Here is a 20,537-nt window from a genome sequence, read left to right on the forward strand (position 1 = left end):
ACGCGGTTATGGTCGGGGGTATCGAGTCAAGCGTAGTAGATGGGCCCATTTCGTGGCGGGCGCCGTCAGCCGATCTCCGCGGGCGGAAGAAAACGGATCATTTTTGGCTCTGTACGGCTTGCGGGGCGTCGGTATGTGACCCCACTGTTCCAAAACTATGTCGGTTTACGGGGCCGAATCGCGAACCCCCAACCATGCCGATAGTTGCAAGAATAAAACCGCAGGTAGATGAGCCGTCATTTTTCGAAAAACGCAAGTATGGACGGGGTTCCTGGGTTTAGCCCCGTAATCCGGCATAGTTTTGAAATGGTATTAAATCGGTGACAGCCATTTTGCTATGCCGGGGTGGTCGGCCGTTGGGTAATTACCCTCGCAGGTAGGCAATGGCGATCTGTGTGCGGTTGCGTAGGCCCATTTTGGCAAGGATCGAGCTGATGTGGTTGCGCACGGTGCCTTCGCCCATGTAGGCGGTGGCGGCGATCTCCTTGTTGTCGAGGCCGCGGGCGATGAGCTCGGCGACTTCGAACTCGCGGTCGGTCAGGCTGGCGAAGGCTGCGGGCCGGCGGGGCGTGCCCGCTTCGACGCCCGTTCCGTCAAAGTCGATGTCCTCGATCGCCTTGCCCTCGAGTATGCGTTTACCGTCCATGACCTGCGCCAACGCCGGCGGAATGGCGGCGACATCGGTCTTGATCAGGTAGCCGCGGGCACCCAGTTTGAGCGCCGACACAATGTACTCGTCATCCGAGAATGTCGTCAGAAACACCACGCGCGCCGAAGGGTCGCGCTCAAGGATCTCGCGTGCCGCCGAAAGTCCGTCACGCCCCGGCATCTGAATGTCGAGCAGTGCGATATCGGGCGCGTGTTCGGCGTAGAGCGTCACCGCATCGTCGCCATTGGCGCCGGTGCCCACCACCTCGATCTGCGGCTGGGCGCCCAGGATAATCTTGAGCGAATCGACCACCAGGCGGTCGTCGTCGACAACGATGAGCCTCATCGGTCCTCATCTCCTTGCTGTTTGGGAACGGTGGCAAACACGCGCCAGCCGCCGGCGCCGGCACGCGGGCCGGCGGTGAAGGTGCCGCCAAGCGCCTCGATGCGCTCGCGCATGGAGGCGAGTCCCATGCCCGCCGCGGCGCCGCGGCCGCTTGCCTGGACCCCGCCCGCGCCATCGTCGGTAACGATGAGCTGGTAAAACGACGGATGCTCCATGCATCGTACAGTGACGGTCTGGGCGCAAGCGTGGCGCATGGTGTTGGAGAGCGCCTCGCGCAGGACCGCCGCAAAGCAGTTGGCGACGTTTGCGGGTGCATGTTCGGCCATAACTTCAAGCTCAATCTGCGGGCCGCCGTCCGAGCGCGCGCCTTCAACAATGCGTTCGAGCTGCACGGAAAGGTCGACAGCGTTGTCGTTGAGCGCATGGACGCTGGTGCGCACAAGCTGGAGCGCCTCGTCAACCGTGCGTTTAACGTCGGCGAAATCGGCGGCGACGCCGGGCTCGTCGGCGTGGACCACGCGCAGTGCTTCGGCTTGCAGCGAGGCGCGCGTGAGCTGGTGGCCCACATTGTCGTGGATCTCGCGCGCGATGCGGGCGCGTTCGGCGAGCGTCGCGAGCTCGACTTCGTAGTCCTGGCGGTCAGCTAGATCGCGGTTGCGCGCCTCGAGCGCGAGGGCTCGTTCCTGCAGCTCATCGCGGGTACGGCGCATGCGCTGCTGCTCGCGCTCTAACTGGGCGGTACGTAGCGATAGCAAGGTGGCGGCAACTGAAAGGATAGCGGTCAGCAGGAGCGCTCGGGCGGGAAGCATGCCGGCGCGGAAATCCGCAGCGAGTACGAAGGCAAAAATGGTGGCCACACCCAGCGCAGGCCAGACATGCTCACGGCGCACCCGCCGCGCAATGTCATAGAGGGCGAGGGGCGCAAACGGCACAAACGGCGGCACGAAGACAGCCGCGATGATGTAAGCGTAACTCGCGGTCTCGCTTACACGGCGCGTGCGTTCTCCCTGTGCGACCTCGGCCAGCGAGGTGGCGATAACGCCAAGGCAAAACGCCGCGACCAGGCGCGCGTCCACAGCAAGGCCCATAGCGGCCGCAATGCAGCACGCCAGCACGATCGATTTGTCGAAAAGCCTGTTCATACGGGTATTGTACGCGATGCCGCGCGCGGGGGAGAGGCCGCCTGCGCAACCGTGACATTCCTCCCGTGCGGCGAAACGGTGGTGTCGGCGGTCCGCGCGACCAGGCCCCCGCACTCGTGACAAAGCTCACTGGTGCGCGCCGCCTGCTCCTGCGATGATGCAATCGTACCGGGCCGCGATCAACAGAAGGGCCGCCTCATGACTGACATCGTCCACGTCGAAAACCTCGTCAAGCGCTACGACGATCTTATTGCGCTCGACCACTTTAACCTGCATATCGCCCCTGGCGAGATCTTTGGTCTGCTCGGCCCCAACGGCTCAGGCAAGACCACGTCCATCAACTGCATCCTGCAGCTGCTCACCTACGACAAGGGCACCATCGAGCTGTTCGGCGAGCCCATGACGCCCACCCGCTACGACCTCAAGCGACGCATCGGCGTAGTGCCGCAGCAGGTGGCGGTGTTCGACGAGCTCACTGTGCGCGAGAACATCGACTATTTCTGTAGTCTGTACGTCAACGACCGCAAGTGCCGCCGCGCGCTCGTGGACGAGGCGATCGACTTTGTCGGCCTGGGCGACTTTACCAAGTTTCGCCCCGGCAAGCTCTCGGGCGGCCTGGCGCGCCGCCTCAACATTGCCTGCGGCATCGCGCACAAGCCCGAGCTCATCTTTTTTGACGAGCCCACGGTGGCGGTCGACCCGCAGAGCCGTAACGCCATCCTAGAGGGCATCTGCCGTCTGCGCGACGAGGGCGCCACGGTGGTGTATACCAGCCATTGCATGGAGGAAGTCGAGCAGATCTGCAGCCGCATCATGATCATGGACGGCGGGCGCGTACTGGCGCAGGGCACCAACGACGAGCTCAAGCGCATGATTCAGATGGGCGAGCGCGTGACCGTCGAGGTCGGCGACGTCGAGACCGCCACGGTCGAGCGACTGCGCGCCCTCGAGCACGTGCTCAGCGTTGAGCTGTCCGGCGGCGAGCTCGTCTGCACCTGCGAAGCGAGTCCGCACAATTTGGTCGACATTCTCGACACGCTGCGCGCCGCCGACGTGGCGCTAGGCCGCGTGTGGAGTGAGCCGCCGACCCTCAACGGCGTGTTCCTCGAGATCACCGGCCGCGAGCTGCGCGACTAGGGGGTGGCCATGTTCAATACCATCATCACCACACTCAAGACGCTATTGCGTCGACCGAGCACCTGGGTCTGGGGAGCGATCTTTCCCATTGCGCTTTCCACGATGTTCGTGTTTATGTTTGCGAACCTCAGCTCCGACGGCAAGGTCGACCCGGTGCCGGTAGCCGTTGTCGCTGACGAAGCCTGGGGCGCTTCGTCCTTTAAGGACGTGGTGACCTCGCTTGCCAAGGAGGGCGACGACCAGCTGCTCGAGATTCACGAGTGCGAGGACGCGGCCGACGCAAGCCGCGCGCTCAAGGCGGGCGAGGTCGCGGGCATCTACACGGTCGATGCCACGGGCGCGCCCAAGCTCACGCTGCTCTCGAGCTACGACAGTTCGCGCGCCACGTCGGTGCTCACCGACCGCAGCATTCTGGAGACGGTGGCGAGCTCATATACGCAAAATGCCGAGCTCATGTCCCAGATTGCCCAGGACAACCCGGCGGCGCTCGCCGACCCGGAGGCGGTTGCGCGCGCTCTATCGCTCGAGGGCGGTACCCGCCGCGTAAGCCTGACACGCACCACGCCCGATGGCACGGTCGTCTACTATTACGCGCTTTTTGGCCTGGTCGCGATGATGTCTGCGGAGTTTGCCGCCTTGAGCGTCGTCGACCTGCAGCCCAATCTGTCGGGCCTTGGCGCACGTCGCTGTGTGGGCGGTCTTTCCAAGACGGCATCGCTGACCGGCATCTTTGTCGGCTCGTGGCTGGTCTCCTTTGCCTCGATGACGATCGCGATCGGCTACGTGCGCCTGGTCGTGGGCGTCGACTTTGGCGGGCGCGAGGGGCTGTGTCTGGTGGGTGGCGCCGCTTCCGCGCTTGCCGCCACGGGCTTGGGCCTTTTTGTGGGCACGCTTCCCGTTAAGGGCGGCAAGGCGTCCAAGTCCGGCATCCTCACGGGCTTTGCTACCACGTGCGCCCTGTTCGCCGGCCTCTACGGCGAGCCGGCGATGGCGCTTGCCGACGACGTCGCCCGCGCCTGCCCGGCCGAGTGCTGGCTCAACCCCGTCAAGCTCATCTGCGACATGTTCAACCGCCTGTATTTCTTTGAGAACCTGGGCCCCTTTGTCGTTCGCGCCGGCGCGCTGGTCCTTATGGCGCTGCTGTTCGTTGCCGCCGCCACGCTGACCTTTGGAAGGAGCCGCTATGAGCACCTTTAAGACTGCGCTTCGCATGGCGCTGGCGCACCCGTTCTACCTGCTCATCTATACGGTGTTCATCTCGCTCATGGGCGTATTCATCGCGGCATCGGTGAGCTGGAACTCGTCGCAGCTCACCGAGTACGAGCCCTACGATGCCAACGTGATCGTGGTCGACCGCGACGACAGCGACCTTTCGCATGCGCTCACCAAGCACCTGGGGTCGCGCTTTGAGTTGGTCACGGGCGTCGGCGACGATACCTACGATCTTGCGGACGCGCTCTCCAAGAGCAACAGCGCCAAGGGTAGCGCCGACTGCGTGTTCTTTATCCCGGAGGGGTTTGAGAACGACCTGGTCGCGGCCGCCCGCGCGGGGGAGGCCCTGCCCAAGCTCGATGTGACCTACGGTGCCGGCACCATGGCGGCGGCGCTTTCGTCTGCTGAGGCCTCGCGCTGGATTTCGCTCGCGGGCGCTGCAGCGGCCCTAGAGCCCGCCGCCTCTAATGGTAGCGTCGCCAAGGCCGCCGAGCATGCCGCCGCCAAGCGCGCCGAGGTCCAGATTGAGCAGGTCAAGGTTGGTTCGACTGCCGCCGCCATGCTCAAGTCGTATTTCAACTTTGGCGCGTACGCGATTATCTCGTCGGTCATCGTATCGGTGGGGCTGGTGTTCTCGGGCATGAACGAGCCCGAGCGCGTGCGTCGTATGGATGCCGGCCCAATCTCCGAGCGCCGGCGTTCGCTCGCCGTGTTTGCGGCCGCCACTGTGATCACCGTCTGCATCTGGTTTGTGTCGAGCATGATGGGCGTCGTGGGCTTTGCCGGCGCGGTTGCCGAGGTCGGCGTGGGTCGTGTGTGCCTGGCGCTGGCGGCGACGTTTGCCCTGGCGTGCACGCCTCTGGCCGTTGGCTTTGCCCTTTCGAGCCTGGGTGCGCGTGAGGAGCTGCTCAACGGTGTGGGCAACCTGCTCGGCATGCTCATGACGTTTTTGGGCGGCGCCTGGATGCCGCTGTCGCTGATGGGCCCAGCCGTGCAGACCGCGGCGCATTTTGTGCCGACGTATTGGGTGAACGACGCGATTGGCAAGGCGCTCGCCGCGGACCTGACGTCCACCGTGCTGGGCGACATCGCTTGCGATCTGGGCGTCACAGTGCTCTTTGCCGCGGCCATCGCCGCCGTAGGCCTAGCCCTCGCCCACAACAAATCCCACGCCTAGACACCTACTCATTGGGGACAGACTTAAACTGAACTGCGTCCCGAATCTTGGCCTTCTTTTATTAGAAGCGAACACTAGGACGCTTTCAATAGCCGTTTCCGAAACTCCACCGGGGTGAGGCCGCCGAGCGCCACCTGGCGACGCCTCGTGTTCCAATGCACGACGTAGGCGTCGAGGTCCCTCTTGAAGGACTCGAAGTCGGCCCACTCGACGCCCCTGAAGAACTCGTCCTTGAGATGCCCGAACACCTGCTCCGTCGCCCCGTTGTCTAGGCAGTTGCCCTTTCTCGACATGCTCTGCCTGGCGCCGTGCCTCCTGAGCTCGCCGGTCCACCTAGGGTGCTGGTACTGCCAGCCCATGTCGCTGTGGACGATCGGCGAGGCCCCGGCCGGCATTCTCGCGAACAGGCGCCTGAGCACCTCCTCCTGCTGGGCCATGTCCGGGCTCGTCGACACCGACCAGGAGACGATCTCCTTCGTGCAGAAGTCGTAGACCGGGGCGAAGTACGCCTTGCCCCAGGGCTGCCTGAATTCCGTGACGTCGGTCCCGAGCTTCTCCCACGGGGCGCCCGCGCGAAAGTCACGCGCTATCAGGTTGTCGAATCTCTCGCCGACCGGGCCGCGGTAGGAGTTGTAGCGATGGTAGTCGGTCTCCCGGCGGATGCCGCAGCGGATGCCGAGCTCCCGCATCATCTTGAGGACCGTCTTGTCCGCTATCCTCGCGCCCAGCTCGGCCCTCAGGCACATCGCTATCTGGCGGTGGCCGCACCCGTTCGCCGTCCTCGAGAAGATCTCGCGCACGGCCTCCCGGAGCTCTGGCCGGGTCGCTCTCGGCGGGTGCGCTACGGCATAGTGGTAGCTCGACGGCGCGAGCCGCGCGGCCGCGAGCAGGTCGCATAGGCGGTGGTGCCCTGAAAGGGAGGCTACGACCTGGGCTTTCTCCCAGTTTGAGAGCTCTTCTCCGCTTTCAGGGCTATCGATTTTTTTAGATACGCCACCTGGGCCTCGAGTTTGCGCACGCGCTCCTCGAGCTCCCGCTCGCGCGTCCGCCCCCCGGGGCCCTCCGGCCTGCCGCGGCGTCCCGGCTCGAGCGCCTCCGGCCCGCCCTCGCGGTACAGCCTGCACCAGCGGTCGAGCGATGTGGCGGCGGCGATGCCGAAGCGGGCCATCGCCTCCGACCGCGGCATCCCCTCGTCCACGACGGCCCTCGCGACGGCGAGCTTGGTCTCCATGTCGTAGGTCCTGCGGCTCTCGCCCATCCCGATCAGCCCCTTCCTCCCGGTTGCCCGGTACGCGTAGAGCCATTTTCTCACCGCCGGGGCGGGAACGTCGAGCTTCTTGGCCGCGAGTTCGAAGCCGAGGCCGGCCTCGAACAGGTCGGCGGCGCGTGCCCTCATCTCGCGACCGTATCTTGCCTTCTTCCTGCGGGGCATTTCCGATGCCTCCCTTTTCTCGAACCTTAATTTCAAAGTCCAAGAAATGGGATGCAGTTCAAACGACCAAAAGTATTCATTGGGGACAGACTTAAATGACTAGCCATCGGGGGCAGATAAGGAGCGTCCCCAACTGCCGGGTGGCGAAAGAGCGTCCCTTGTGACTGGTCATTTAAGAACGTCCATTACAGTCGAAATTGTCAGCCCGGGACCGTCTCGGGCTACGATTGAGGCGCGCCCAGAACGGGCCGCCGACCGGGCGCCCGCGCACGGCCGAACGTCCCTGCCCCCGAGAGGGCCTGTTGGGTGCTGCCGGCGCGGGACGCGCCGCCCCCGACGGCTGATAGGAAAGTGCCGGGCAGGCGCCGCGGCTGGTAATGTGAGTGCCGAGGGGGAGGCCATCCGGTCGAACGACTACCGGAAGGATACCACCGTGAAAGCGCCATCCACCAGACCCGCGGCCGTGCTCGGCCTGGACGTCGGCAAGTCGTCGCACTGGGCCTGCCTGATCGACCGCGACGGGGAGGTGCTGGCCAGCGCCCCCGTCCGCAACAGGGAGGCCGAGCTCGACGCGCTGTTCGCCTCCGCGCCCGCCGGCACGCTCGTCGTCGTCGACCAGTTCCGCAACATAGGGTCCCTCGCCGTGAGGCGGGCCCGCGCCGCGGGGCTCGGGGTCGCCCACCTGCCCGGGCTCGCCGCCAGCCGCGCCGCGGGCCTGTTCGCCGGCGAGGCCAAGACCGACGAGCGCGACGCCGCGGTGATCGCGCGGACCGCCCTGGGCGTGCCGGACTCCCTGTCGGGGGTCCCGGGTGTTAGCGTCAATCTATTTTTCACCAGTTTCGCTAAACAGGCGTGCCGTTCGCGCAAAGGCGGTTTCACCGGTTGCGCTAACGTATTTTCACCGATTCCGGTCACGGCTTGACGGGACCGTCCCTCGGCAGGTCCTTCAGCCTGTAGGACCTGCCCGTTATCTTGACCAGGTGGCAGTGGTGGCACACCCTGTCCGCGATCGCGCTCGCCGCCACGTCGTCCCCGAACACCCTGCCCCAGCCGCTGATCCCCACGTTGGTGGTGATGATCGTCGAGCGCTGCTCGTAGCGCGTCGATATCAGCTGGAACAGCAGGTCCGCGCCCGCGCTACCGACGTCGAGGTAGCCGAGCTCGTCGATGATCAGCAGCCTCGAGTGGGCGTAGTACTTGAGCCTCTTCTTGAGGATGCCGCGCGACGAGGCGTCCTCCAGGTCCTCGACGAGCCGGGCGCAGTCCACGAACCTGACCTCGCGCCCCGCCCTGACCGCCTCGATGCCCAGCGCGACGGCGAGGTGCGTCTTGCCCACGCCGGGGCTCCCCACGAACAGGACGTTCTCGGCCCGCTCGACGAACCTCAGGGTCGCGAGCTCCTCGATCTCGGCGCGCGGGACCGACGGCTGGAAGTCCCAGTCGAAGTCCGCCAGCCCCTTGACGTAGGGGAACCCCGACGACCGTATGCGCTGGCTGGTAATCCTGACCTCCCGGGCGGCGACCTCGACGCGCGTCATCTCCTCGAGGGCGGAGGCGAAGCCCCGCTCGCCCGCGGCGACCATCCTCACGTAGTCGGGCAGGGACGCCGCCATCTCGTGCAGCCCGAGCGCGGAGAGGTTCGCCTGCGCCCTGATCGAGGGGCTACCCTCCGCGACGGCGCCCATCACGCCCCTCCGAGCGAGTCGAGCAGCGCGAGGTTGGCGCGCGCGGCCTCGGCGATGTCCGCGTCGGCCAGGCCGCGCTTCCCCTCGAGGGCCTGCCCATAGTGGTCGGGGTCGTAGTTGATGGGCCTCGACGGCCCGGACGCGGCGTCGTGGACGGCGACCTCCTCGCCGGCCATCCTCACCACGACCTGGCCGCCGGGCATCGCTATGACGCTCACGCGCCGGCCGATGCAGCGCCTGGGCACGGACCACTCCCTGCCGGCGGCCCTGACGAGCATGGTCGGCGGGACGGTCTGGACGCTCACGTCGCCCACCATCGACTCGAGGAGACGGAGGTTCCCGATGGGTCGCAGGCTCTCCTTCTCCCGCATGAACAGCGCGTCAGGCGGCAGGCCGGTGGTGCGGTTCGGCTCCGAGTTTGCCTGGGCCTCGATCCGGGCCACCGCCTCGGCGAGGCCGCTCCACCCGGTGAACTCGCCGCCGTAGGCGAGCAGGCGGTTCAGGAAGCGGTTGGCCGACTCGTCCTTGCCCTTGGTCTGCGGCGAGCGCGGCGCGCAGAGCCTGAGCTCGAAGCCGGCCTCCCGCGCGAACCGCCACGCCCTCTCCTGCCTGGTCCTCCTGCGGCCCGAGACGGTCACCAGGCACGACATGTTGTCCGTGATGCACTCCTCCGGGACGCCGCCGAGGCGGGTGAAGGTGGCGAGCAGGCAGGACAGCAGGTCGTCGAGCGTGCGGCTCCTGACCGGTATGAAGCGGTGCTTCCGGGAATAGCCGAGCGTCGCGGTGAACACGCTGAACTCGAAGACCTCGCCCTCCGAGTCGACGAGCCTCATGCCCTCCTTCCAGTCGAACTGCAGCTGCCTGCCCGGGGGCGTCTCGAACCGCGGGTGCGGCTCGCGGCCGCCCACACCCCCGAAGGGCACGTCGCGGCCCCGGCACCATGCGGTGAAGGCGCCGTACCCGGGCAGCCCCTCCCCGCGGCCCTCGCGCAGGAACGCGTACACGGCCATCTTGGTCATCCCGGGCAGCTGGGCCTTCGCGCGGATCACCTCCTCGAGCGGGTCGAAGGCGCTGCCCCTCGCGGACCTCCCGTCGGCGGCGGCCTCGCCCTCCCGCCAGTACTTGGCGACCGTGTGCCGGTCCATGCCGTGCCTCCTCGCGATCTCGCTGAAGTTCGGCTTCGCGCCGGACCCCCTGTAGACGTTCAGCTCTCCCATTACGTTTCGCTCCATATCCCGCTCCTCCCGGGTCGGATACCCGATCGGAGCATAGTTCCGTTAGCGCAGTTGGTGAAAGTACGTTAGCGGGGTCGGCGAAAGCGCGTTAGCGCATTCGGCGAGATGCGTTTGCGAAAGTGGTTAATTTTAGATTAGCGCTAACATCAGGTTCCTGGCCGCCCGGATATCGGAGGCCCTCGACGAGGCCGGGGCCCTCGAGGCCGAGACGGCGGCGCTGCTCGAGGGCGACGAGACCTACGCGTGTCTGCTCACCGTGCCCGGCATCGGCCCGAGGACCGCGGCGCAGCTCGCGGTGTCGGTCGACATCGGGAGGTTCCCGGACCACGACCACCTGGCCTCGTACTGCGGCATAGCCCCGAGGGTGAGGAGCTCCGGCACGTCGGTGAGGTCGGTCAGGGCGTCCAGGCGCGGCGACGCGAGGCTCAAGTCCCTGCTGATCTTCTCGTGCAACAGCCTGGTGAGGTCCTCGGGGCGCTACGGCGAGTACTACCGGGCCTGCAGGGCGCGGGGCATGGGGCACGGGCGGGCGCTCAAGGCCGTCGCGAGGAAGCGGCTCAGGGCGATATACGCCGTGATGCGCGACCGGGTGCCCTACCGGGAGTAGCCCCGACGGTTGACAAAACTATAGGAACACCCAATGACTAGTCTGAAACAAATCCCCACTCTCGCCCCAAAATAGTTCGCCAAGGTTTACTATTACGTTCATAAAGTAGTACTAGGCTAACAATGGGGGATACCATGGCAACGCAGGAAGCCTACGTCCAGGTTAAGGATCTCAAAAAGCACTACGGCGACGGTGATGCGCGCCTGACGGTACTCGATGGCATCGACACGTCCATCAACCGAGGCGAGATCTGCGTCATGCTGGGGCCCTCGGGCTCGGGCAAGTCGACGTTTCTTAACCTGATCGGCGGCCTGGAGGATGCCGACGCTGGCTCTATTTTGGTGGACGGCTGCGACCTCACGGTGCTCAAACCTACCGACCTGGGCGAGTATCGCCGCCGTGAGCTGGGCTTTGTCTTCCAGTTCTACAACCTGGTGCCCGATCTCACCATCAAGGAAAACATCGAGGTCACGGCACACCTGTCCAAAAAGCCGCTCAACATCGACGACCTGCTGCGTTCGCTGGGTCTCTACGAGCACCGCAACAAGTTCCCGCGCCAGGTTTCGGGCGGCCAGCAGCAGCGCTGCGCCATCGGCCGTGCGCTCGTCAAAAACCCGGGCCTGCTGCTGTGCGACGAGCCCACCGGTGCGCTCGACTATAAGACGTCCAAGGAAATCTTGCAGCTCATGGAGGATGTCAACCGCACCTACGGCTGCACCATCATCATCGTCACGCACAACGCCGCCATCGCCCGCATGGCCAACCGCGTGCTGCGCCTGCGCGACGGACGCATCGTCGAGGATGAGCTCAACGAGTCGCCCGTCGCGGCCGCCGAGCTCGATTGGTAGGCGGCGCCATGACGCCTCTCGCAAAACGTCTCCCGCGCGAGCTGCGCCGCAATATCGGCAAGTACCTGGGCATCTTTCTTCTTATGTGCGGAAGCATCGCCCTCACCTCGGGCTTTTTGCTCGCAGCGCATTCCATCGGCTGCCTTATCGACGACATGCGCGATGCGTACACGATTGAGGACGGCCGCGTGACCACCTCCTTCGAGGTTACCGACGATCAACTCAAGGCCGCCGAGGATGCAGCCGGCGACGTCGGCGGCGTCACGCTCTACAAGAATTTCTCCATCGACGCCATCATCAAAAAGACCGCCGGCGACGATGGCACCAAGCGCACGCTGCGCACCTATGCACACCGTGCTAAGGTGGACATTGCGTCCTACTGTGAGGGCAAGGAACCCAAGGCGGACGACGAGGTGGCCATCGACCGTGTCTTTGCCACCAATAACAACCTGTCCGTGGGCGATAAAGTCGAGCTCGAGGGCCGCACCTACATCATCTGCGGCATCATGACTCAGCCCGATAGCCAGGCGCTGTTCCTCAACAATTCGGACTTTACGGTGAACACCATCACGTACGGCGTGGCCGAGGTCGCCGATGGCGGCTTTGCCGCGCTCGAAGATGCCGGCGGCGCACCCGCCTACACCTACACCTACTCCTTCACCTTTACCGATCGCAACCTCCCCACCGCGGACCGCATCGACGCTGAGCAAGATATGGTCGAGGCACTGACCGACGCCGATGCGCGCGTGGACGATCTGATCGACTCCGATTCCAATCAGGGCATTGGCTATGCGCGCGATGACGTGGACGGCGACTCTATGATGTGGATGACGCTGCTCGACATCATCATCGTGATCATGGCGTTCGTCTTTGTGGTCCTTACCGACGCCACCATCGAGGAGGAGAGCGCCATCATCGGCACGCTGCTCGCCAGTGGCTATCGTCGACGCGAGATCGTGCTGCACTACCTTGCGCTTCCCGCTATCGTGGGCGTGGTCGCGGCGCTTTTGGGCACTGCGCTCGGCGTTGCGTTCTTTACCGAGCCCATGCGCAGCCTCTATTACGGTTCGTATAGCCTGCCGCCCTTCCAGGTGTACTGGAGCTGGGAGATCTTTGTGAAGTGCGCCGTGGTTCCCGCCGCCGCGCTCATCCTCATCACGCTGGTGGGCCTGCTTCGCAAGATGGGCAAGACGCCGTTGCAGTTCCTTCGTCACGAGGCGAGCGGCAAATCGGGCACCAAGCGCGGCTTGCAGCTGCCGGAGCGCATGGGTTTTGTTTCCCGCTTCCGCCTGCGTATCTTCCTGCGCAACCTGGGCAACTTCGCCACGCTCTTCGTGGGCATTGCGTTTGCCTCGCTGCTGCTGCTCTTTGGCCTGGCGATTCTGCCCACGATGACGCACTACGCGGACAACCTCGAGACGAGCCTGGTCGCCGAGCACCAGTACACGCTCAAGGCGCCGGTGGAGCTCGAGGGTACCGCCGAGGAGCGCGAGCAGTGGTCGGCAATCGAGCGCTTGCAGTCGGTTGACGGCGCGCTGCTTTCCGCCGCCCAGGATGCCGATGACGAGCTTGACGACGCGGCCGATGCGGCGCAGACGGCAGCTGATGCCGCGACCACATCTCCGTCTGCCGAGAGCCTGGCCGCGGCGCAGGACGCGCTCGCCAAGGTCCAGGACAAGAAGGATGCGCTTTATGCGCGCCTTGACGATCTTGCCGATGCCCTCGGCTGCAACCGCGATGAGGCTATCGACCTGATTGACAAGGCCTCTAAGATCGACGCTGACAACGACGATATCCACCCGGTCAATACGACCGATAACGATGCGGGTGCAATCGCGCAGGCCGAGAAATACGCCGTCTACCAGCTGCAGTACGACCGCGGTGATGGTAATGGGCAGGAGACGATTTCCGTCTACGGCATTTCATCCGATTCGCGCTACTGGAAAGGACTGGACGTCGGCGGCGGCTGTGTCGTCTTTGGCGGCGGCCTGCTCGACAAGTTTGGCTGGAGCGAGGGCCAGAAGGTCACGCTCGACGACAAGTACGAGGGCGAGCATTATTCTCTTGAGTGCGCGGGCAAGGACTGTGCCTGGGGCTCCAAGTCGGACATGAATATCTATATGAGTATCGACGACTTTAACGAGCTGTTCGACAACGACGCCGCCTACTTTAACGGCTATGTGAGCGACGAGAAGCTCGACCTCGACGCGCGCTACTTTGCCGGCGACACCACGCCCGACGACATGCGCGCCGTGGGCGACCAGTTCATCGGCATGATGAGCAAAATGATCGGCATGATGGTTGGCCTCGCGGTGTTTATCTTCCTGCTGTTTATGTATCTACTGACCAAGGCTGTGATCGACCACAGCGCCCGTTCGATTAGCTATATGAAAGTCTTTGGCTATCGCGATAGCGAGATCTCGCATCTGTACATCCGCTCGATCACGCTGTGCGTGGCGGCGTCGCTCGTGCTGAGTCTGCCGGTCATTATTGGCTCGCTCACGGCCATCTTCCGCTCGATGCTGCTCGCCTACAACGGCAATATCGAAATCTATGCGCCCGCTTGGTCCATGGTTGCATGCGTCGGCATTGGCTTTGCGACCTACCTGGTCGTGGCGTTGCTGCACATGCGTTCCATCAAACGTGTGGGCCTGGCCGAAGCTCTCAAGGTGCAGGAGTAGTCATCGGGGACAGTCTTTGCCGATTCGCCGGTTCGCCGGCCGTGCTGGCAAGGACTGTCCCCAACTGCCGGCAGGAAAGGAACGTCCCTAGCTGCCAGGTGGCGAGGCACTCATTTAAGTCCGTCCCCAATGAGTGGTTTCAGTCATTTGAACTGCATCCCATTTCTTGGACTTTGAAATTAAGGTTCGAGAAAAGGGAGGCATCGGAAATGCCCCGCAGGAAGAAGGCAAGATACGGTCGCGAGATGAGGACACGCGCCGCCGACCTGTTCGAGGCCGGCCTCGGCTTCGAACTCGCGGCCAAGAAGCTCGACGTTCCCGCCCCGGCGGTGAGAAAATGGCTCTACGCGTACCGGGCAACCGGGAGGAAGGGGCTGATCGGGATGGGCGAGAGCCGCAGGACCTACGACATGGAGACCAAGCTCGCCGTCGCGAGGGCCGTCGTGGACGAGGGGATGCCGCGGTCGGAGGCGATGGCCCGCTTCGGCATCGCCGCCGCCACATCGCTCGACCGCTGGTGCAGGCTGTACCGCGAGGGCGGGCCGGAGGCGCTCGAGCCGGGACGCCGCGGCAGGCCGGAGGGCCCCGGGGGGCGGACGCGCGAGCGGGAGCTCGAGGAGCGCGTGCGCAAACTCGAGGCCCAGGTGGCGTATCTAAAAAAATCGATAGCCCTGAAAGCGGAGAAGAGCTCTCAAACTGGGAGAAAGCCCAGGTCGTAGCCTCCCTTTCAGGGCACCACCGCCTATGCGACCTGCTCGCGGCCGCGCGGCTCGCGCCGTCGAGCTACCACTATGCCGTAGCGCACCCGCCGAGAGCGACCCGGCCAGAGCTCCGGGAGGCCGTGCGCGAGATCTTCTCGAGGACGGCGAACGGGTGCGGCCACCGCCAGATAGCGATGTGCCTGAGGGCCGAGCTGGGCGCGAGGATAGCGGACAAGACGGTCCTCAAGATGATGCGGGAGCTCGGCATCCGCTGCGGCATCCGCCGGGAGACCGACTACCATCGCTACAACTCCTACCGCGGCCCGGTCGGCGAGAGATTCGACAACCTGATAGCGCGTGACTTTCGCGCGGGCGCCCCGTGGGAGAAGCTCGGGACCGACGTCACGGAATTCAGGCAGCCCTGGGGCAAGGCGTACTTCGCCCCGGTCTACGACTTCTGCACGAAGGAGATCGTCTCCTGGTCGGTGTCGACGAGCCCGGACATGGCCCAGCAGGAGGAGGTGCTCAGGCGCCTGTTCGCGAGAATGCCGGCCGGGGCCTCGCCGATCGTCCACAGCGACATGGGCTGGCAGTACCAGCACCCTAGGTGGACCGGCGAGCTCAGGAGGCACGGCGCCAGGCAGAGCATGTCGAGAAAGGGCAACTGCCTAGACAACGGGGCGACGGAGCAGGTGTTCGGGCATCTCAAGGACGAGTTCTTCAGGGGCGTCGAGTGGGCCGACTTCGAGTCCTTCAAGAGGGACCTCGACGCCTACGTCGTGCATTGGAACACGAGGCGTCGCCAGGTGGCGCTCGGCGGCCTCACCCCGGTGGAGTTTCGGAAACGGCTATTGAAAGCGTCCTAGTGTTCGCTTCTAATAAAAGAAGGCCAAGATTCGGGACGCAGTTCAATTTAAGTCTGTCCCCAATGACTAGGTGCCGCGCTTGACATTAACTCTGCTTTAACTGGTACCATCCCTTATGTCTGTAACGCCATATAGACCGAGGGGATAGATCTATGACCGCAACTGCACCCGCAGCACCCGCTAAGGTGTACTTCACCAACCTGCGCACGCATGCTCGCGAGAGCCAGCTCGACAAGCTCAAGCGCCTCATCCGTCACGCCGGTATCGAGCAGATCGACTTTGAGAACAAGTTCGTCGCCATCAAGATTCACTTTGGCGAGCTGGGCAACCTGAGCTTTTTGCGCCCCAACTACGCCCGCGCCGTCGCGGACGTCGTGAAGGAGCTGGGCGGCAAGCCCTTCCTCACCGACTGCAATACGCTCTATGTCGGTAGCCGCAAAAACGCGCTCGAGCACATCGATACCGCCTACCAGAACGGCTTTACCCCGTATGCCACGGGCTGCCAGATCATCATTGCCGACGGCCTCAAGGGCACCGACGAGGCGCTCGTCCCGGTCGAGGGCGGCGAGTACGTGCACGAGGCCAAGATCGGTCAGGCGCTCATGGATGCCGATATCGTGATCAGCCTCACCCACTTTAAGGGTCATGAGCAGGCCGGTTTTGGCGGCGCCATGAAGAACCTGGGCATGGGAGGCGGCAGCCGTGCCGGCAAGATGGAGCAGCATGCCGCCGGCAAGCCGAACGTCGCGACCGAGCACTGCGTTGGCTGCCATGCCTGCGAAAAGATCTGCGCGCACAACGCTATCTCGTTCGACGGCACCCGCGAGCGCGAGCTTGCCAGCGGCGCTACTCGCACGGTGCACGTGGCTGCCATCGACCACGATCGCTGCGTGGGCTGCGGACGCTGCATTGCGGCATGCAACCAGGACTGCATCAAGCCCGGCTATGACGCCGCGGCCGACGTGCTCAACTGCAAGATCGCCGAGTATACGAAGGCCGTCGTCGACGGCCGCCCGAGCTTCCACATCTCGCTTGCCATGGACATCAGTCCCAACTGCGACTGCCATCCCGAAAACGATACGCCTATCGTCAACGACATCGGCATGTTCGCGAGCTTCGACCCGGTCGCCATCGACCAGGCCTGCGCCGACGCCGTCATGGCGTCTGAGCCGCTGCCCAACACCGAGCTCACCGATAGCGCGGCCAAGATGGAGCACAACCACGAGCATCTGGAGGGCGAGCAGGCCAAGGATCCCTTCTGCATCACGCATCCCGACACCGACTGGCGCGTGTGCATCGCGCACGCCGAGAAGATCGGCCTGGGCACGAGCAAGTACGAGCTCATCGAGGTCAAGTAGCACCTAGCTATTAGACAAAACAAGCGCCTTTGTAGCACAACTGTTAGCAAAAGCCGCCCGTGAGCACAGTGCCCACGGGCGGCTTTTCGGAAGTGCTAGGGGGTCAGATAGGCCAGTAAACCGTACTATTTGCCTAAAAATACTCGTCGAGGAAGTCGTCGACCGTGTTCCAGTAGAGTTCGGGGTCGACCTGCGCGCTCTTGGCGTGGGTGGCGCCATGGACGGTGAGCTTTTGCTTGACCTTGCTGGCGCACGCGTCGTAGTTTTGGTCGAGCATGCTGTACGGCACAAAGGTGTCTTGGTCACCGTGGATAAACAGCATGGGAACCGTCGCGCGCTTGAGCTGTTCCACGCTGCTCGCCTTATGAAAGTCGTAGCCCGCGCGCACGTTGCACACCAAGTTTGCTACATCGAGCAAGGGAAAGCTGGGCAGGCCGAACACGTCCTTGAGCTGCAGAGAAAACTCGTCCCAAACACTCGTATAACCGCAGTCCTCGATAATGCATTTCACGTTTGCGGGCAGAGGTTCCCCCGCGACGTTCATGGCGGTCGCCGCGCCCATGGATTCGCCAAAGACCAGGATGCGCGCCTTGGGGTCAGCCTGAACGATTCGCTCGATCCATGCGACGATGTCGAGGCGCTCGGGCCAGCCCATGCCGATATAGTCGCCGCCGGAGCGCTCGTGGGCGCGGGCGGCGGGTGCGAGTACGTTCATGCCACGGTCGTGGAAGCGTTTGGCGTATCGGGCCATACCGATGGGCTCGTTGGTATATCCATGCAGGCAGACGGCGTAGTCGTGCGTGCTCTCCGACGCAGCAAAATACCAGGCGGCAAGCTCGGTCCCGTCGTCCGCGGTGAGGTTGCTGCTCTTGCGGTTCTCTTTAAACCATGCCCGCGCCTCGGTATCCTCGGCATCCGGCTGCTCACCTTCTTTGTCGTTCTTGCTATCCTGCATCATCTTCATGGTGTATGGCGCGCGGGGATTCAGCGCGAAGTCAAACAGAAAGTTGCCGGCAAATCCGAGCAGCGCAACGACAACCACCAGTGCAACGATGCCGGCTATCTTGAGCTTTCGATGGGAACGTGCGTTTTGAGCCATGCGGTATTCTCCTATAAGATGTTAATACATCAACATTTAATGCAAGCGCATTATGGACGTTCGCCGTTGATGCGTCAACAGGCAAAGAATGGGTAAACAAAGGGTCACGTATGGTGCAAATTTCGCACGTACCTAGACGCTTTGATATAGTGTTGAGAACTCTTTACGTTGGAGGATGTAACCGGCATGTCCGATTCGAGCGACAGTTCTAAGCCGCGACCCAAGACCGCGGTCGTTCCACACTACACAGTGGGTGAGGAGATCATGAACTCCGTCACCCATGGTGTCGGCTGCCTGCTGGGTATCGCGGGCCTGGTGCTCCTGATCGTATTCGCCGCCCTGCGCGGCGGAGGCCCGGCCCATATGGCCGCGGCGATTGTCTATGGCGTCAGCATTATCCTCGAATACCTAGCCTCCACGCTCTACCACGCGATTCAGCCCGCGCGCGCCAAGCGCGTGTTTCGCATCATCGACCACAGCTGCATCTACCTGCTCATAGCCGGCAGCTATACGCCGTTTTGCCTCATCACGCTCGCAAACGACGGCGGCGCTGTGCTGTTCTTTGCCGTATGGGCCATCGCCATCATCGGCATCGCCCTCGAGTGCTTCCTACGCGAGCGCCAGCCGCATTGGGTAAGCGGCCTGGTCTACCTGCTGATGGGCTGGCTCGTTGTCTTTAAGCTGCCCGAACTTGTTGCGCTGCTCAACCCCGTGGCACTTGCCCTGCTCGCCGTCGGCGGCGTGTGCTACACCGCGGGCGTGCCGTTCTATATCGCCAAAAACGTGCGCTATCTGCACAGCGTGTTTCACCTGTGGGTGCTCGCCGGCAGCATCTTCCAGTTCATGGCGGTGATCCTCTTCGTAATCTAGCGACCACGCCTGCGCGCCCGCGTTCTCGTTTGGGCGCCGGTGCAATTGCCGTATCCGCCATCAACGTTTTAACCTGACGTCCCGAATCTTGGAGGTTCGAGAAACTCCCGATGGACATAACCATCTCCCTTATCACCACCCTCGTTTTGACCCTCATCAACGGCTACTTCTCTATGTCCGAGATGGCGCTCACCACGGCCAAGCGCGCCGTGTTGGAGCACGAGGCCGAGGAAGGCGACAAGCGCGCCGAGCGTGCCATTAAGCTGGCTGCCGACTCCGACCAGCTGCTCGCCACCATCCAGGTTGCCATTACGCTCGTGGGCTTCGCCTCGTCCGCCGTCGCCTCGACGAGTCTGTCCGACCCGCTCGCCACGTGGCTCATGAGCTTTGGCATCGCGCCGCTCTCCGCCATCGCGCGCGGCCTGGCGCCGGTCATCATCACCGTCGCGGTCGCCTTCGTGTCCATCGTGATCGGCGAGCTCGTCCCCAAGCGCATCGGCCTGGCCAATGCCGAGGGCGTGTCCAAGCAGGTCGTGGGACCGTTGTCGTTTTTCCAAAAGATCGCCCGTCCGCTCGTGTGGCTGACCGGCGCCTGCTCCGATGGCCTGGCCCGCATCCTGCGCATCAAGAGCGCCGACGACCGCCAAAACGTCTCGGAAGAAGAGATCAAGTACATGGTCTCGGAGCAGGACGACCTGCTCGACGAGGAAAAGCGTATGATCCACGAGATCTTTGACTTGGGCGATACCGTTGCCCGCGAGGTCATGGTGCCGCGCGTGGACACCACCATGTGCGAGGACGACGAGACGGTCGCCGACGTGCTGTCCACCATGCGCCAGACCGGCTTCAGCCGCATCCCCGTCTATCACGAGGATCCCGACAACGTCGCCGGCATTGCGCACATCAAGGACCTGATCCAACCTGCGCTCGACGGCAAGGGTGACCAGCCCATCGCCGGCTTTTTGCGCGACGCCACCTTTGTGCCCGACACCAAGGACATCCTGCCGCTACTGTCCGAGATGCAGACCTCGCACGACCAGATCGTGGTGGTCGTGGACGAGTACGGCGGCACGGCCGGCATTATCACCATCGAGGATATCGTCGAGGAGATCGTCGGCGAGATCGAGGACGAGTTCGACCCCGACAACAAGTATCTCACGCGCCTTTCGCGCCGCGAGTGGCTCGTTGATGGGCGTTTTTCGTGCGATGACGCGATTGAGCTTGGTTGGCCGCTCGAGGAAAGCGATGATTATGAGACCATCGCCGGCTGGATTTTGGAGCTTTGCGACTCGGTGCCCGACATCGGAGAGGTGTTTGAGGTCGCGGGGTACAAGTTTAAAGTTCAGTCGATGCGTGGCCAGCGCATCTCGCTCATTCGCGTGATCGCTCCGGCCGAAACCGATAAGAAGGATTCCGAGTCTTCGGCAGAGAAGCCGGCGGCGTCGGGTGCGGGCTCTGTGGATCCGCACGATGGCGACGAGTAGGGCAAGGAA

General features: G+C 63.8%; 19 protein-coding genes. 12 read left to right on the plus strand and 7 right to left on the minus strand.

Annotation, left to right across the window (positions count from 1 at the left end):
• Positions 1-364: 364 nt before the first annotated feature.
• Both GXM19_RS08275 and GXM19_RS08280 read right to left on the minus strand, forming a co-directional pair.
• Positions 365-994, minus strand: a complete 630-nt coding sequence (locus GXM19_RS08275; protein ID WP_006235751.1) for a response regulator — start codon at positions 992-994, stop codon at positions 365-367.
• Positions 991-2,136, minus strand: a complete 1,146-nt coding sequence (locus GXM19_RS08280; protein WP_006235749.1) for a sensor histidine kinase — start codon at positions 2,134-2,136, stop codon at positions 991-993. The genes GXM19_RS08275 and GXM19_RS08280 overlap by 4 nt, the downstream gene beginning before the upstream one ends.
• 198 nt (positions 2,137-2,334) lie before the next feature.
• Here GXM19_RS08280 and GXM19_RS08285 point away from each other — a divergent pair, with 198 nt between their 5' ends.
• Genes GXM19_RS08285 through GXM19_RS08295 form a run of 3 tightly spaced genes read left to right on the plus strand, consistent with a single transcriptional unit; the run spans position 2,335 to position 5,662 of the window.
• The gene (locus GXM19_RS08285; protein WP_006235748.1) at positions 2,335-3,273 is read left to right on the plus strand and encodes an ABC transporter ATP-binding protein; all 939 of its coding nucleotides are present in this window, start codon (positions 2,335-2,337) and stop codon (positions 3,271-3,273) included.
• Positions 3,274-3,282: 9 nt separating this feature from the next.
• Entirely contained in the window at positions 3,283-4,470 is a 1,188-nt protein-coding gene (locus GXM19_RS08290) for an ABC transporter permease (RefSeq protein WP_006235747.1), read from the plus strand.
• Positions 4,457-5,662, plus strand: a complete 1,206-nt coding sequence (locus GXM19_RS08295; RefSeq protein ID WP_006235746.1) for an ABC transporter permease — start codon at positions 4,457-4,459, stop codon at positions 5,660-5,662. Before GXM19_RS08290 ends, GXM19_RS08295 begins: the two co-directional genes overlap by 14 nt.
• Positions 5,663-5,736: 74 nt before the next feature.
• Here GXM19_RS08295 and GXM19_RS08300 read toward each other — a convergent pair whose 3' ends face one another.
• Both GXM19_RS08300 and GXM19_RS11135 read right to left on the minus strand, forming a co-directional pair.
• Complete coding sequence (locus GXM19_RS08300; RefSeq protein ID WP_082222915.1) at positions 5,737-6,642, minus strand: IS3 family transposase; 906 nt, start codon at positions 6,640-6,642, stop codon at positions 5,737-5,739.
• A complete protein-coding gene (locus GXM19_RS11135; RefSeq protein WP_006234481.1) occupies positions 6,585-7,094 on the minus strand; it encodes a helix-turn-helix domain-containing protein in 510 nt (169 codons plus the stop codon). Before GXM19_RS11135 ends, GXM19_RS08300 begins: the two co-directional genes overlap by 58 nt.
• A 379-nt stretch (positions 7,095-7,473) precedes the next feature.
• Here GXM19_RS11135 and GXM19_RS08310 point away from each other — a divergent pair, with 379 nt between their 5' ends.
• Positions 7,474-8,016, plus strand: a complete 543-nt coding sequence (locus GXM19_RS08310) for an IS110 family transposase (RefSeq protein WP_050766167.1) — start codon at positions 7,474-7,476, stop codon at positions 8,014-8,016.
• On the opposite strand, the gene istB is transcribed toward GXM19_RS08310, so the two are convergent.
• The gene (gene istB, locus GXM19_RS08315) at positions 8,006-8,779 is read right to left on the minus strand and encodes an IS21-like element helper ATPase IstB (protein WP_006234495.1); all 774 of its coding nucleotides are present in this window, start codon (positions 8,777-8,779) and stop codon (positions 8,006-8,008) included. The two genes, GXM19_RS08310 and istB, sit on opposite strands and share 11 nt — an antisense overlap.
• Complete coding sequence (istA, locus tag GXM19_RS08320; protein WP_006234496.1) at positions 8,779-10,011, minus strand: IS21 family transposase; 1,233 nt, start codon at positions 10,009-10,011, stop codon at positions 8,779-8,781. The genes istB and istA overlap by 1 nt, the downstream gene beginning before the upstream one ends.
• 250 nt (positions 10,012-10,261) lie before the next feature.
• On the opposite strand from istA, the gene GXM19_RS08325 reads away from it, so the two are divergent.
• The 6 genes from GXM19_RS08325 (at position 10,262) to GXM19_RS08350 (ending at position 17,075) form a co-directional block, all read left to right on the plus strand.
• A complete protein-coding gene (locus GXM19_RS08325; RefSeq protein WP_050766140.1) occupies positions 10,262-10,621 on the plus strand; it encodes an IS110 family transposase in 360 nt (119 codons plus the stop codon).
• A 134-nt stretch (positions 10,622-10,755) separates the two neighbouring features.
• Positions 10,756-11,469, plus strand: coding sequence for an ABC transporter ATP-binding protein (locus GXM19_RS08330; RefSeq protein ID WP_040359674.1), 714 nt, complete (start codon positions 10,756-10,758; stop codon positions 11,467-11,469).
• 8 nt (positions 11,470-11,477) lie between these two features.
• Positions 11,478-14,150: an ABC transporter permease gene (locus GXM19_RS08335; protein WP_006235743.1), complete on the plus strand. Its 2,673-nt coding sequence runs from the start codon at positions 11,478-11,480 to the stop codon at positions 14,148-14,150.
• A gap of 209 nt (positions 14,151-14,359) precedes the next feature.
• Positions 14,360-14,869, plus strand: a complete 510-nt coding sequence (locus GXM19_RS11140) for a helix-turn-helix domain-containing protein (protein WP_006234611.1) — start codon at positions 14,360-14,362, stop codon at positions 14,867-14,869.
• Entirely contained in the window at positions 14,812-15,717 is a 906-nt protein-coding gene (locus GXM19_RS08345) for an IS3 family transposase (protein ID WP_082222915.1), read from the plus strand. The genes GXM19_RS11140 and GXM19_RS08345 overlap by 58 nt, the downstream gene beginning before the upstream one ends.
• Positions 15,718-15,869: 152 nt before the next feature.
• On the plus strand, positions 15,870-17,075 hold the full coding sequence (locus tag GXM19_RS08350) for a DUF362 domain-containing protein (RefSeq protein WP_006235742.1): 1,206 nt from the start codon (positions 15,870-15,872) through the stop codon (positions 17,073-17,075).
• A gap of 133 nt (positions 17,076-17,208) precedes the next feature.
• Here the strand turns inward: GXM19_RS08350 and GXM19_RS08355 are convergent, their stop codons facing one another.
• Complete coding sequence (locus tag GXM19_RS08355) at positions 17,209-18,174, minus strand: alpha/beta hydrolase (RefSeq protein ID WP_006235741.1); 966 nt, start codon at positions 18,172-18,174, stop codon at positions 17,209-17,211.
• 186 nt (positions 18,175-18,360) lie between these two features.
• On the opposite strand from GXM19_RS08355, the gene trhA reads away from it, so the two are divergent.
• A complete protein-coding gene (gene trhA / locus GXM19_RS08360; RefSeq protein WP_006235740.1) occupies positions 18,361-19,044 on the plus strand; it encodes a PAQR family membrane homeostasis protein TrhA in 684 nt (227 codons plus the stop codon).
• Between the two features lie 110 nt (positions 19,045-19,154).
• A complete protein-coding gene (locus GXM19_RS08365) occupies positions 19,155-20,528 on the plus strand; it encodes a hemolysin family protein (protein ID WP_006235739.1) in 1,374 nt (457 codons plus the stop codon).
• Positions 20,529-20,537 lie beyond the last annotated feature (9 nt).

The sequence above is a fragment of the Collinsella aerofaciens ATCC 25986 genome (assembly GCF_010509075.1).
Lineage (GTDB): Bacteria > Actinomycetota > Coriobacteriia > Coriobacteriales > Coriobacteriaceae > Collinsella > Collinsella aerofaciens.